The sequence below is a fragment of the Lentzea sp. NPDC006480 genome, from assembly GCF_040611995.1.
In the GTDB taxonomy this organism is placed as follows: domain Bacteria; phylum Actinomycetota; class Actinomycetes; order Mycobacteriales; family Pseudonocardiaceae; genus Lentzea.
In genome coordinates this window covers 26,304-39,811 of record NZ_JBEXPJ010000073.1, presented here as the reverse complement: position 1 = coordinate 39,811, position 13,508 = coordinate 26,304, and the positions used below count along the sequence as shown (strand labels likewise).

The 13,508-nt window shown below is 67.5% G+C and carries 12 protein-coding genes and 1 pseudogene; 8 read left to right on the top strand and 5 right to left on the bottom strand.

Annotated elements, in window-relative coordinates; translation table 11 throughout:
• Window positions 1–56: 56 nt before the first annotated feature.
• Together ABZX92_RS26200 and ABZX92_RS26195 are read right to left on the bottom strand one after the other, a co-directional pair.
• Window positions 57–602: a hypothetical protein gene (locus ABZX92_RS26200; RefSeq protein ID WP_355564529.1), complete on the bottom strand. Its 546-nt coding sequence runs from the start codon at window positions 600–602 to the stop codon at window positions 57–59.
• 21 nt (window positions 603–623) lie between these two features.
• A complete protein-coding gene (locus ABZX92_RS26195; RefSeq protein WP_355564526.1) occupies window positions 624–1,403 on the bottom strand; it encodes a hypothetical protein in 780 nt (259 codons plus the stop codon).
• A 266-nt stretch (window positions 1,404–1,669) separates the two neighbouring features.
• On the opposite strand from ABZX92_RS26195, the gene ABZX92_RS26190 reads away from it, so the two are divergent.
• From ABZX92_RS26190 to ABZX92_RS26165, 6 genes are all read left to right on the top strand, one after another.
• Window positions 1,670–3,736, top strand: coding sequence for a hypothetical protein (locus tag ABZX92_RS26190; protein WP_355564523.1), 2,067 nt, complete (start codon window positions 1,670–1,672; stop codon window positions 3,734–3,736).
• Between the two features lie 74 nt (window positions 3,737–3,810).
• Window positions 3,811–4,365: an EF-hand domain-containing protein gene (locus ABZX92_RS26185; protein ID WP_355564520.1), complete on the top strand. Its 555-nt coding sequence runs from the start codon at window positions 3,811–3,813 to the stop codon at window positions 4,363–4,365.
• 1 nt (window position 4,366) lies between these two features.
• Window positions 4,367–5,083, top strand: coding sequence for a GNAT family N-acetyltransferase (locus tag ABZX92_RS26180; protein WP_355564517.1), 717 nt, complete (start codon window positions 4,367–4,369; stop codon window positions 5,081–5,083).
• Between the two features lie 52 nt (window positions 5,084–5,135).
• On the top strand, window positions 5,136–7,514 hold the full coding sequence (locus ABZX92_RS26175) for an excinuclease ABC subunit UvrA (RefSeq protein WP_355564514.1): 2,379 nt from the start codon (window positions 5,136–5,138) through the stop codon (window positions 7,512–7,514).
• A gap of 16 nt (window positions 7,515–7,530) precedes the next feature.
• Window positions 7,531–8,088 carry an EF-hand domain-containing protein gene (locus tag ABZX92_RS26170; RefSeq protein ID WP_355564512.1) on the top strand — a complete coding sequence of 186 codons (558 nt, stop codon included), beginning with the start codon at window positions 7,531–7,533 and terminating at the stop codon, window positions 8,086–8,088.
• A 39-nt stretch (window positions 8,089–8,127) separates the two neighbouring features.
• Window positions 8,128–8,715, top strand: coding sequence for a hypothetical protein (locus tag ABZX92_RS26165; RefSeq protein ID WP_355564509.1), 588 nt, complete (start codon window positions 8,128–8,130; stop codon window positions 8,713–8,715).
• On the opposite strand, the gene ABZX92_RS26160 is transcribed toward ABZX92_RS26165, so the two are convergent.
• Window positions 8,685–9,260: a DUF1062 domain-containing protein gene (locus tag ABZX92_RS26160; RefSeq protein ID WP_355564507.1), complete on the bottom strand. Its 576-nt coding sequence runs from the start codon at window positions 9,258–9,260 to the stop codon at window positions 8,685–8,687. The genes ABZX92_RS26165 and ABZX92_RS26160 overlap by 31 nt on opposite strands.
• A 216-nt stretch (window positions 9,261–9,476) precedes the next feature.
• On the opposite strand from ABZX92_RS26160, the gene ABZX92_RS26155 reads away from it, so the two are divergent.
• A complete protein-coding gene (locus tag ABZX92_RS26155; protein WP_355564504.1) occupies window positions 9,477–9,755 on the top strand; it encodes a hypothetical protein in 279 nt (92 codons plus the stop codon).
• On the opposite strand, the gene ABZX92_RS26150 is transcribed toward ABZX92_RS26155, so the two are convergent.
• On the bottom strand, window positions 9,742–10,890 hold the full coding sequence (locus tag ABZX92_RS26150; RefSeq protein ID WP_355564501.1) for a Glu/Leu/Phe/Val dehydrogenase dimerization domain-containing protein: 1,149 nt from the start codon (window positions 10,888–10,890) through the stop codon (window positions 9,742–9,744). The genes ABZX92_RS26155 and ABZX92_RS26150 overlap by 14 nt on opposite strands.
• A gap of 91 nt (window positions 10,891–10,981) precedes the next feature.
• On the opposite strand from ABZX92_RS26150, the gene ABZX92_RS26145 reads away from it, so the two are divergent.
• Window positions 10,982–12,481: an APC family permease gene (locus tag ABZX92_RS26145; protein WP_355564498.1), complete on the top strand. Its 1,500-nt coding sequence runs from the start codon at window positions 10,982–10,984 to the stop codon at window positions 12,479–12,481.
• Here the strand turns inward: ABZX92_RS26145 and rho are convergent.
• Window positions 12,459–13,478 (bottom strand): annotated as a pseudogene (gene rho / locus ABZX92_RS26140) (transcription termination factor Rho); the annotation flags it as partial. The gene ABZX92_RS26145 and the pseudogene rho sit on opposite strands and share 23 nt — an antisense overlap.
• Between the last annotated feature and the right edge of the window lie 30 nt (window positions 13,479–13,508).

The window sequence follows — 13,508 nt, the reverse complement described above, 5'->3', positions numbered from 1 at the left end:
GCGGCTACTGATCGACCGCGAGAACGCCGCCCACCCCGCGGGGTGGGCGGCTCGCGTCACGGAGCCAGCAGCTCGCGGTAGCTGGGAATCTCGATGCCACCGTCCTTCTCGTACAGGAGCGCTTCGGCCGTGCCGACACGGGTGTCGTCGCCCAGGCTCCTGTTCGAGGTCCACAACGTCGCACGCAACTGTTCGTTCTCGACGGACAGGATGTCCACACTGGACCTCAGCGGCTCACCGGTGCCCCGGCGCCACTCGGCGACCCTCGCCCAGAACTCCTCCACGGCCTTCCACACGACGAGGCACCGCGGCCCGAGCACAGCCCGGACTTCCTCGGTCGTGCGCAAGTGCTCCAGGCCGTGCGAGACGAGGTGCTGCAGGTTCTCGACCAGCGCCACCACGAGCTCGTAGTTCGCTTCCTCGGCGGCAAGCTTCTCCGCGACCCGTCCGACGGTCGGCAGCACGTCGTCGGCCATCGCCCGGTTCACGGCCACGTACGCCGTCATCTTCGCGACACTCAGATCGCTCTGGTCACCGACGTTCTTCCAGGTGAACCCTGCCGACTCGGCCAGCCGCTGCGCCGCGCTCCTGCGTCCCCACATGCGGGGATCATCTCAGGGACCTCATCCGCCCTGCTCCACCGGGATGCCGGCCAGCTCCTCCGTGACGGTGGTGAACGCATCAGGCTGCACCCGCAACACCCCGCTGAACGGATGGGTCATCCCGAGGCACAACGCACAGACGAACCCGAGCACAGCGGCGGTGACCGACATCTGCACGACGTGCCGCGGTCGTGCCGTGAACCCCATGAGCAACGGGAACACGATCATGCCGATGGCTCCGACCATCGTCGCGATCAGCGTCAGCTTCCCCATGTTGTCGAGCCCACCGGCCTGATCCAGCCGATCCCGGCGCAGGTCCGTGATCTCCCGCAACCGCTCCAGAACCCGTTCCCGCGCCGACTTCACCTGGTCCGGAGTGGAGGGCAGCGACAGGATCTCGGCGTGCAGCGAGTTCACCGTCTCGGTCGTGCGGTCGTCGGCCTCGCCGTGGGCCAGCTTCGGCCATTCCTCGTCCGCCACCAGTTTCGGGTACTCGACGAGCAGTGAGCGGATGTGATCACGTTGCGGCTGCGGCATGACGCCGGTTTGCCAGTAGGCGTCGGCGACGGCGGCGGCCTCACGGGCGGCGTTGTCCTCGGCGGTGCCGTTGCCCTCCCACACGATCACCGTGTAGAAGGCCAGCGCGACGATGAACAGGCCGGAGATCACCGCACCCAGAAACCCGCGCGAGTCGGCGTCGCGGTCGTCGGCCTGTTCGTGTGCGCGGGAGCGGCCGAACAGCAGGCAGGCGGCGATGGTGACGACCACCGACGCGACGACGATGACTAGCGCGGTCCACATGGCCACCATCTCCCCACAGCAGGACACCGTTTGGCCACCAACACCACGCTTCCCGGCGGTTTCACCCGCCCGTCAAGAGCAACGGACGTTGATCACACCCACCACCGGTCCACATGGGAGCGCTAACAAGAATCCGTTGGACACGAATAGGAGAACCGCGACCCGACCGTCCTCAACGGAGAGTGAGGAAGCCTTGATCAACGAGCGGTGACAAGCCGGGAGAACCGTGTCAACCTGTGCGCCGACCCCGACCGGGAAGGCGTCGCATGCGCGTACCGATCCTCATCGCCGTCGTCCTGCTGGTTCCGCTGCTCTCCCCCGGCCCACCGGTCGAGGCGGCCGAGGTCTGGCACACCCAGTTCGACGAGGCGGTGTACGGAGACGTCACGGTCATCGGCAACAGCGTCCTGACCTGTCCGACCCCCGAGCAGGCGGGCCCGAATCCCAAGTACCCGCCCCAGTCCTGTGTGGACGCGCTGAACCGCAAGGGTCACGGGCCATCAGCGCAGAACAACGGCCACCGCATGTCGTGGACCGACACCGACAGCGACCCCACCTCGTTCAACTCGTCCAGCGCGCAGCTCACCATCCCGGCCGGCGCGACCATCGCCTACGCCAAGCTCGGCTGGGCGGGCAACGCGACGTGCCACGACGCCACTCCCCCACCCGGCCGGCCCCAGGACCCGGTCACCTTCAACGGCGTCAAGATCAACCCCGGCCGGTTCGCCGTCGACGAGCCGGACAGCCTGGCGCACACCGACAACGCCTTCTACAGCGCCGAAGCCGACGTCACCAAAGCCACGAAGCCAGGCACCGTCACCGTCGGCGACATCTGGACACCCCAAGGCTTCGACTGCTTCGGCGGCTGGTCCCTGACGGTCGTCTGGAAGTTCCCCGGCGCCACCGCACAAGCGCCGGCCAAACGCCACGTCTCGGTGCACGGCGGGCACGTCCGCCTCACCACCGAACGGCCGGAGCTCAGCACCCCGATCGCTCCGACGCACCCCGCTGGCGGGTTCCTCCGCCTGGGCTTCACCGCCTACGAGGGCGACTGGGCCACCGACGGCGACCAGCTGCTGGTCGGCGACACCTCGATCGGCGGCCGCAACGCGTTCGTCTCGCAGGCCCAAGGCGCCGCGACCCCCAACAACATGAGCGTCGACGCCCGCACGCTGACGATCGGCGAGGACGTCCTCAAGCCGGGCGCCAAGAGCGCCGAGCTGACGTTCAGAAGGGCCGAGGACGCGTTCCTGGTGCAGAACATCGCCTGGTCGTTCCCTCTGCCCGAACTCACCCTGGCGATCGACCCGGAACAACCGGCGGCTCACCCGAAGGACAACGTCGCGCAAACCGCGACCGTCACCAACACCGGCGACGCCCCGGCGGCGGACGTGTCCGTGTGCGGCCAGAAAATCGGCACAATTGCCCCACACGCCAAATCGACCCGCACCTGCACCACCCAAGCAGCCGAAGACGACTACCAGACCACGGTCACCGCAAACGGCACCAGCCTCGCCGGCGACTCGCTCGTCACCCAGAAGCCGGCAAAGGTCGACGTGCTCCATCCGGCATTGCGCGCAACGACGCCAACAGAGCCGATGACCGCACTCCCCGGACAAGCGGTCAAATTCTCAACAACTGTTGCAAACACCGGCGACACCGCGTTGTTCGACCTCAACGCGCGCACGGCCGCCAACGGCTGCGCCCCGATGCAACGCCAGCTCGATCCTGGCGCCACGGCGATCGTCGAGTGCACCGCCCCGGCAGGTGACGACACCGGCACGCTCACATCCACGGTCGCCGCCACCGACAAGATCGGCGGCAAGGTGGAGGCGAGCGCGTCCGTGCAGGTCAGGGTCATCCATCCGAGGCTGACGATCACCGCGCTCTGGTCGAAGGACCGGGCGGAGGACGGCGAGCTCGTCACGGTCACGATCACCGTCGGGAACCCGTCCGACTGGTCGATCGAGGACGTGCAGGTCGACGGTGAGCCCGCCGCGTGCCGCCGGACGTTCCCGGAACTGCGACCGGACCAACGCCTCACCTACACCTGTCTCGTGGCCGCGCCGGTGAATTCTCGGTTGACGGTGACAGGCGCCGGAGCCGGTGCGGCCATCGCGGAAAGCGCGCTGGTTCGCATCGACTCGATAAACGCGCCACTACCGCCGGAGCCCGATCAGCCGCGCACGCAACCTGACGAACCGGCCCCTCCACGGCCGGTCGCGCACGTTCAGCAGGTGTCGAAACCGGCGGCCGGTGGCGTGGCCGCGGTAATCGGCGTGATCGGCATGGTGATCGTCGCGAGCGCGTTTTCCGGCGTGGGGAAGCGGTAAAGCCTGAAAACGTTTGCAATTCCGGGCTGGACACAGCCGTGTTCCTGCGGCGCCGAATGCGGTAGAAGAACCTCATGGAGATCACCGCCTTCCTGGACCGCAAGCTGGCCCGCCGGTTCCGGACCTACGACTCCGACGGCGACGGGTTCATCGGGCGGGACGACTTCACACAGGCGGGCGAGCGCACCACCAAAGCCTTCGGGCTGGCCGACGACGACCCGAAGGCGGTCCGGTTCCACGCCATGCTGATCGGCCTGTGGGAACACCTGCACTCCGTGACGGACCAGGACCACAACGGGCGGATCAGCCTGGAGGAGTACAAGAAGGCGTTCGCGAACGGGCTGCTGGAGACGCCGGAGTCGTTCGACGACGGCTACATACCGTTCCTGGACGCGATCATGGCGATCGCGGACGAGGACGGCGACGGCAAGCTTACGCTGGAGGAGCACATCACCTGGACGGGCGCGCTGATGAACCTGTCGGAGGGCGACGCGCGCGGGATCCACGACCTGCTCTCGGACGAGGACGGGCTGCTGTCCACCAGAGCACTGCTGGAGGCGATCCGCGAGTTCTACTTCTCGGAGGACCCCGCTGAGGCCGGCAACTGGCTGCTGGGCTCGCTGGACTGACGTGCTGCTGAAGACGCTGCAGGAGTACGCGGCGCGCGCCCAGCCGGCCGCGCACGTCGAAGAAGCGGGTGGCTGGTGGCTGCGGCACTCCCCCGGCGACGCCTGGTGGGTGAGCGCGGTGCTGCCGCACGACCGCGAGGACCGGGTGAAGCAGGCCGAGGAGTTCTGCGCCGAACGCGGGTCCGGGGCGCGGTTCCAGATCACGCCGGGGGTGTGCGGCGAAGACCTCGACGCGCTGCTGGACGGCCGTGGCTACGCACGCGGGCACGACATGTCGTTGCAGATCGCCTCGACCTCCGAGGTGCTGCGGCAGTCGCACGCGGACGCCGGTGAGGTCAGTGCGCGGCCGACCGACGAGTGGCTCGCGGCGTGGCAGGCGGTGACCACGCGCGACGTCAGCGCCGAACGCGACCTGCTCAGCCGGGTCGAGCACCCGAGCGCGTACGCGTATGCCGAGGTCGATGGCCAGGTGGTGGCCGTAGGGCGAGCGGTGGCCGAGGAAGGCTGGGCGGGCGTGTTCGGGATGGCCACGTTGCCGCACGCACGGGGTCAGGGCGCCGCACGGTCCGTGCTCGCCGCACTGGCCTCGTGGGCTGCCGCGCGCGAGGCGAACCACTTATATCTGCAGATGGAGAAGGCCAACACGTCTGCGTTCAGGCTGTACGAACGCACGGGGTTCCGCGAGGTCTGCACCTACCACTACCGGATTCGTGCATAACCAATCAGGAATCAAGAAGGCAGAGAGCGGGGAGCGGAGTTAGGTTTCCGCCATGACGCATGAAGCCGACACCCACGACCTGATCCGCGTGCAGGGCGCGCGCGTGAACAACCTCAAAGACGTCGACGTCGAGATCCCGAAGCGGCGGCTGACGGTCTTCACCGGTGTGTCCGGCTCCGGCAAGAGCTCGCTGGTGTTCGGCACGATCGCCGCCGAGTCGCAGCGGCTGATCAACGAGACCTACAGCGCGTTCATCCAGGGCTTCATGCCGACCCTGCCGCGTCCCGAGGTGTACCTGCTGGAGGGCATCACCACCGCGATCCTGGTCGACCAGCAGCGGATGGGCGCCGACCCGCGCTCGACCGTCGGCACCGCGACCGACGTGAACGCGATGCTGCGGATCCTGTTCAGCAGACTCGGCACGCCGCACATCGGTGGCCCGCAGGCGTTCTCGTTCAACGTCGCCTCGATCTCCGGCGCGGGTGCCGTGACGATCGAGAAGGGCGGCCAGAAGGTCAAGGAGCGCCGGGAGTTCTCCATCACCGGCGGCATGTGCCCGCGCTGCGAGGGCCGCGGCCAGATCTCCGACATCGACCTCACCGAGGTCTACGACGAGTCGAAGTCGATCCTCGAGGGCGCGATCAAGGTGCCCGGCTACAGCGTCGACAGCCAGTGGACCGTGCAGGTCTTCGCGCAGTCCGGCTTCCTCGACCCGGCCAAGCCGATCCGCAAGTACACCAAGAAGGAGCTGCACGACTTCCTGTACAAGGACCCGGTGAAGGTCAAGGTCAACGGCATCAACCTGACCTACGAGGGCCTCATCCCGAAGCTGCAGAAGTCGATGCTGTCGAAGGACCGCGAGGCGTTGCAGCCGCACATCCGCGCTTTCGTGGACCGCGCCGCGACTTTTGGTGTCTGTCCTGACTGTGGTGGCACGCGGCTCACCGAGGCCGCGCGGTCGTCCAAGATCAAGGGCGTGTCGATCGCGGACCTGTGCGACATGCAGATCAGCGATCTCGCCGACTGGATGCGCGGTCTGAAGGACAAGTCCGTCGCGCCGCTGGTGGACAAGCTCGTGCACACGCTGGACTCGTTCGTCGAGATCGGCCTCGGGTACCTGTCGCTGAACCGTCACGCCGGCACGCTGTCCGGTGGTGAGGCGCAGCGCGTGAAGATGATCCGGCACCTCGGATCGGCTTTGACCGACGTGACCTACGTGTTCGACGAGCCCACCATCGGGCTGCACCCGCACGACATCGAGCGCATGAACAACCTGCTGCTCCGGTTGCGGGACAAGGGGAACACCGTGCTCGTCGTCGAGCACAAGCCGGAGACGATCGCGATCGCGGACCACGTCGTCGACCTCGGTCCCGGTGCCGGCCGTGGCGGCGGCACGATCTGCTACGAGGGGTCGCTGGCCGGGTTGCGCAAGAGCGACACGGTGACCGGGCGACACCTGGACGACCGGGCTTCGTTGAAGCCGTCGGTGCGTGAGAAGACCGGTGTGCTGGAGATTCGGGGCGCTGCCAAGAACAACCTGCGTGACGTGGACGTCGACATTCCGCTGGGCGTGCTGACGGTCGTCACGGGCGTGGCCGGCTCGGGCAAGAGCTCGTTGATCCACCAGTCGATGCCGAAGGACGTCGGCGCGATCGTGGTCGACCAGACGCCGATCAAGGGCTCGCGGCGGTCCAACCCCGCGACCTACACCGGTCTGCTGGAACCGATCCGCAAGGCCTTCGCCAAGGCCAACGGCGTGAAGCCGGCCCTGTTCAGCGCGAACTCCGAGGGGGCGTGCCCGAACTGCAACGGCGCCGGCGTGGTGTTCACCGACCTCGGCATCATGGCGACGATCGAGTCCCCGTGCGATGTGTGTGAGGGCAAGCGTTTCGACCAGGCGGTGCTGGAGTTCAAGTTCGGTGGCAAGGACATCTCCGAGGTGCTGGCGATGCCGGTGGCGGAGGCGGTCGAGTTCTTCGGCGCCGGCGAGGCCAAAACCCCTGCGGCACACGCCATCCTGGCGCGGCTGGCGGACGTCGGCCTGGGCTACCTCTCGCTGGGTCAGCCGCTGACCACGTTGTCCGGCGGTGAGCGGCAGCGGTTGAAGCTGGCCACGCACATGGCCGACAAGGGTGGCATCTACGTCCTGGACGAGCCGACCACGGGCCTGCACCTGGCCGACGTCGAGCAGCTGCTGGGCCTGCTGGACAGGCTCGTCGAGTCGGGCAAGTCGGTGATCGTGATCGAGCATCACCAGGCCGTGATGGCGCACGCCGACTGGATCATCGACCTCGGTCCCGGCGCAGGTCACGACGGCGGCAAGATCGTGTTCGAGGGCACGCCGGCCGACCTGGTGGCGGACCGGTCGACGCTGACCGGCGAGCACCTGGCGGACTACGTGGGCGCCCCGGCTCGCCGGAAGAAGCGCTGACAGGATATCAAGTGGTATGGACATCACGGCGTTCCTGGACCGCAAGCTCACCCGCAGGTTCGAGACCTACGACAGCGACCAGGACGGGTTCATCCAGCGCTCCGACTTCGAACGGGCGGGGTCACGGACCACCGCGGCGTTCGGCCTGAGCGACGACGACCGCCGGGCGAGGCGGTTCCACGAGCACCTGCTGGGCGTGTGGGACCACCTCTCCGCCATGACGGACACCAACGACGACGGCCAGATCAGCCTCGCCGAGTACAAGCTGGCCTTCACCCGGCGGTTGCTGGAGCGGCCGGAGTCGTTCGACGACAGCTACCTGCCGTTCCTCGACGCGTTGATGGCCGTCGCCGACCAGGACGGCGACGGCCACCTCGGCGTGGACGAGTACGTGCGGTGGTCGGGGGCGTTGATGAACCTGCCCCCGGCCGACGCACGGGTCGTCCACGCGCGGCTCGACCACGACGGTGACGGTCTGGTCGGCACCGAGGACCTGCTGGCCGCGATCAGGGCGTACTACTTCTCGGAGGACGTGGACGGTCCTGGCGCGTGGCTGTTCGGCCCGCTGGACTGAATCAGCGCCGGGTAAGCGGTGCGTGCGACCCTACCCGGCATGAACCGTACGGCGGGGATCGTGCTGGCGACGCTCATGGGCGTCGCGTTGCTGGCGATCGTCGGCATCTCCGTGACCCTGATCGTGATCGCCTCCACCACGGACGAGCCCGAGCCCGACGCGTTCTGCCCGGCCGACCTGGGCGGCCCGGTGCTGGAGTCGTCGCGGTTGGACGGTCACACCGAGCCGCTCGCCCCGTCAGGTCCGCGTCCGACGATCCTCGTCACCGACGGCATCGACGCCTCCTACCAGTTCAAGCTGCAGCAGGTGCCGCAGTGGGAGTACCAGGACAAGGCGCAGCTGGTGGTGTGCGAGTACACGCACTCGTTGCTGTCCAACGCCACCAGCTGCCCCGACGAGTCCGGGAAGCTCGGCCCCATCCCGGTCTACCGCACCACCTCCACCTTCGTGGTCTACGAAGCGGCGACCGAGAAACCGCTGGGCCAGTTCGACCTTCCCGGCACGCAGTACACCTGCCCATCGGTGATCAGGTACGAGATCGGGCACGAGGACGAGGTGAAGGTCGTCGCGCACACCGACCCGCGTCAGGTGGTCGCTCAGCTCCGCCCGTACGTCGAGCCTGCGTAGAACTCGAAGTCCGCGCGGGCCCTGGCGTCCGCCGGCATTGGCAGGCTGATCCTTCCGTTGTCCACCAGGCGTTTCACGGCAGGACGGTTCAGGTTGAAGCCCCGGGAGAGCAGCTGCTCGACCCGGATCGGAGCAGGCAGCTCGAACCGGACGAGCACCTCCAGCCGTTCGGTGGCCTTCTCGATCTCGTAGAACGGCAGGTCCGTCTCCAGTTCCCACGTGCCGGTCCAGTCGAGCTTGCGCTGGGCGTGGACGAGCTCGCGCACGATCGCCGGGTCGTTGTCCTCGAACCGGACCAGTCGGTCGTGGTCGAGCGCGGAGACGTGAACCCGTTCGTGCACAGGGACTTTCGACGTGCGGTCGCACCGCTCGCAGCCGATCAGCAGCCAGACGTCGAGCTGCTTGCCGTTGGCGTTGACGCGGATCTTGCCCGTGGCGTGGTGCCGCGAGTGCCCGCAGGAGACGCAGGTCTTGACGATGGCCGGGAGTCCGAGCTCGCGGACGGCCCAGAGCGACTTGTTTTCGGCATGACGAAGAGAGCTCATGTGATTCGGTGATTCCCCAGGAGTCAGTGGGTGTGCGGAAAAACCCGCACCGTCCACACGGGTGCGGGTCAGCTGCTCACTGGGTCAGGACCACATGGGCGTCACAATGGCCAACCGCCGGGTTGGCGCGCAACGCATTTTCCGGCGGTGACCTGGCCTTCAACGTTCTTGCAACGCTCGTCGGACAGTGTGGTGGCACGACGAAGGGGGAAGAACGTGAAGAAACTGCTCGTGACCGCGGTGTCCGGCGCGCTCGCGCTGACTCTCGCGCCCACGGCTGAGGCCCAGGCCGCGGGGTCTTGCCTCGTCACCAGGGACAGCACCACCTACTACGCCGACTCCGGAGCGCGCGGGGCGCTCGGCAGGGTCAACGCCGGACAGGGTTTCGACGTCGTGTTCGGCAGGTGGGACGGCGCCTACTGGGAGCAGGGCTTCCTGTGGGGTGGCGACGGCCGGGCGGTCTGGATCAACTCGAACCGGCTCAACTGCGACTGAGGTGCTGGAAGCGCTGCTCGATCTCCTTCACCGCGGCGGCCGCGATCTCGGCCGCGGCCGCGCGCGGTGAGGGAGCGTCGACGATCTTCGCGACGAGCTTGCGCATGTTCGTGCCGATCTTCGCGAACGCCGACTCCGCGGTCGCCTCGATGTCGCCGAACAGCGTCCACCACCACCAGGAGTTCGTGGCGGAGTTGGCCACGACGTCCGGGATGATCAGCGCGTCGATGACCTCTTCGGCTTCCTTGGTCACCGGCATGTTGGCTGCTTCGACGATCAGCTTGGCGCGCACGCTCTGAGCGTTATCGGCGTTGATCGCGTAGGAGGTGGCCGCGGGCACCAGCACGTCCGCCTCGACGTCGAGCCACTTGTCGCGGTCGAGCTGGACGTCGGTCGCGCGGAGTTTCGCCCGGTCGATGCCGCCGTGCGAATCCCGGGACAGCAAAAGGGTTTCCACGTCGAGCCCGGCAGGGTTGGCTACTACCCCGTGGACATCAGCGAGCCCGACGATCTTGACGCCCGCTTTCGCGAGGTAACGGGCCGTGGCGCCGCCCATCGAGCCGAAGCCCTGGATCATCGCGGTGGGGTTCTGGAGGTTCAGGCGCTCGATGCCGGCCAGCGCGGCCTCCGCGACGCCGTAGCCGCCGACGAGCTCGTCCAGGCTGACGCCGTCGACGTCGACCGCGAAGGCGTCCGCGAGCCGTTGGCGGGCCTTCTGCTCGTCGTCCAGCAGCGGGTAGACGGCCTGGATCGACGACTGCAGGCCGATCTTCTCGATGGCGGTGTCGATCGTGGACTGCCGGAGCCCGAGGTCCTCCCCCATCGTCCAGAACCGCTCGATGTACGGCGACATGGCGAACAGGTACGCCGTGAGCACCTCTTCGGCGCGAGGGTCGTAGGGGTCGAAGTCGATGCCGCCCTTGGCACCGCCGAGCGGCACGTAGCGCGCCTCGGGGTCGTAGTTGAGGGCTTCCTTGGCGGTCATCCCCTCTGCCAGTCCGCGCACCTCGTCGAGGGTGCAGCCGGCCCGCATCCTGAGCCCGCCGCTGCTGACACCGCGCACGAGTCGATCAATGACGAGGTAGCCGCGCGCGTTGGTGGCCGGATCGGTCCAGGTGACCTGGAGATAACTCATCGCCTACACCCCTTGACTTCAGCGTATGACCGCGGTCACATGGTCCACCTTGATAACTGACTGACGACTCAGTTAACCATCTGGAGGGCCCGTGAGCGAGGTACAGCCTCTCAGCGGCAACTGGCTCAGCGAACGAACACACCTGCGCAAGTCACTCCGCCGGGTGGACGTGACGTTCTACCTGCTCTGCACCCTCGTCGGCCTGGACACGATCGGCAGCGTCGCCGCCAACGGGCCCCAGGGCCTCGTCTGGATGGTGATCCTGGCGGTGGTGTTCTTCCTGCCGTACGGGTTCCTGACCACCGAGCTGGGCACCGCGTTCCCGATCGAGGGCGGGCCCTACGTGTGGACCAAGCTCGCGTTCGGCCGGATGGCGGCCGGCGTGAACCAGGTCCTGTACTGGCTGTCCAACCCGCTGTGGATGGGCGGCACGCTGGCGATCATCGCGGTGACCACGTTCGAGAAGTTCTTCCTGGAACTGGGGATGGTCGGCAAGCACGTCGCGGGGCTCGCGTTCATCTGGATCGGCGTGCTCGCGGTGGCCACGTCGTTGCGGATCGGCAAGTGGGTGCCCATCGCGGGTGCGATCGCGCGGATCGTGCTGCTGGGCTTCTTCACGATCTCGGTCGTCGTCTACGCGGTGAAGAACGGCGTGCAACCGTTGTCCGGCGGGGACTTCGTGCCGACGTGGGCCGGGTTCGTGGCGCTGGTGCCCGTGCTGATCTTCAACTACGTGGGGTTCGAGCTGCCCTCGGCCGCGACGGAGGAGATGACGGAGCCGCAGAAGACCGTGCCGTTCGCGATCCTGCGGGCGGGCATCGCGTCGTTCCTGCTCTACGGCGGGCCGATTCTCGGGATTCTGCTGGTGGTGCCGGCTGAGCGCATTCAGGGGCTGGGCGGGTTCATCGACGCCGCCAAGCAGGTGCTGACCGTGTACGGCGGCTCGGTCGCGCCTGATGGCACCGTGACTCTGACCGGCGCCGGCGCGGTGCTGGGAACTGTGTGCGCGGCCGGGTTGATCATCGGCGTGCTGACGTCCGGTGTCTCGTGGGCGATCGGCGCGCACCGGGCGCAGGCGGTGGCGTGTGCCGACGGCGCCGGACCTGCTTATCTGGGACGGCTTTCCGCTCGTCACGGCACGCCGCTGCGGGTGAACGTCCTTTCCGGACTGCTGGCTTCCGTCGTGCTGGTGACGGCGTTGAACCTGACGGGCGGCAACTCCGAGAAGTACTTCACCGCCGGGCTCGCGCTGGTGATCTCGACGACGTTCATCAGCTACCTGCTGACGTTCCCGTCGATGCTCGTGCTGAGGCGTCGTCTCCCCGATGCTCCGCGACCGTTCCGCGCGCCTTTCGCCGTGCTGACAACGGTTCTGACGACCGGGCTGGTGGCGTTCACCGTGGTCGTGCTGATCTGGCCGCTGGAGCTGCCTTCGGCGTTCGCGGGTGAGCGGACCGCTTACACGTTGTCGCAGGTCGTTCCGTTGCTGATCGTGGTCGGCATTGGTTTCCTGTTCTACGCGCTGGGTGCTCCCACGCGGGCGCTGGACCGGGAACTGCGACAGGACTTCATTTCGACGACATCTGCATGAGGAACTCCGCGTTGCTCCGGGTCTTGCGCAGTCCTTCGAGAAGCACGTCGATCTCGCGGTCCGCCATGGCCCGGCGCATCGTGTCCGTGATGGCGAGCTCCTGCGGGGAGACCAGCAGTTCCGCCTTGCGGGTGCTGGACTGGTGCAGGTCGATCGCCGGGTAGACGCGCTTCTGGGCTGCCTTGCGGTCGAGCTTCAGCTCGGCGTTGCCGGTGCTCTTGAGCTCTTCGAAGATCACCGTGTCGGCCAGCGAGCCGGTCTCGACGAGCGCGGTGGCGAAGATGGTGAGGCTGCCGCCTTCCTCGATGTTGCGGGCGGCGCCGAGGAACTGCTTCGGCGGCGTGAGCGCGCTGGAGTCGATGCCACCGCTGAGGATGCGGCCGCCGTTGGGTGCCGCGAGGTTGTAGGCACGGCCGAGGCGCGTGAGCGAGTCGAGCAGGATCACGACGTCCTGACCGTCCTCGACGAGCCGCTTCGCCCGTTCCACGGCCAGTTCGGCGACCCGGACGTGCTCCCTGGGGTGCTCGTCGAACGTCGAGGTGAACATCTCGCCCGGGATCGTGGCGCGCATGTCCGTCACCTCCTCCGGCCGTTCGCCGACGAGCGTGACGATCAGGTGGACTTCGGGGTTGTTCTTGGCGATCGCCTGCGCGATCTGCTGCAGCACGATGGTCTTGCCGGCCTTGGGCGGCGCCACGATGAGCGCGCGCTGGCCCTTGCCGACGGGCATGACCAGGTCGATCGTGCGGCTGGTCAGCTCGTCGGGGTCGTGCTCGAGCCGCAGCCTCTCGTTGGGGTAGAGCGGCGTCAGGTCCGCGAACCTGGGCCTTTTGTGCGGCTTGCGCCCGTTGACGGTGTCGACGCTGACCAGCTTGTCCTCGTGGGCTTCGCCCGAGATCTGGTCACCTCGCCGCAGATCATGTTGCTTGACGAGGTTTTGCGGTACGACTGGACCGTCGACGAGGAAGGCCTTGTTGTTTCGGATGTCGAGAACACCGATGTGCATGGTGTCCGTCCTTTCGGGAGT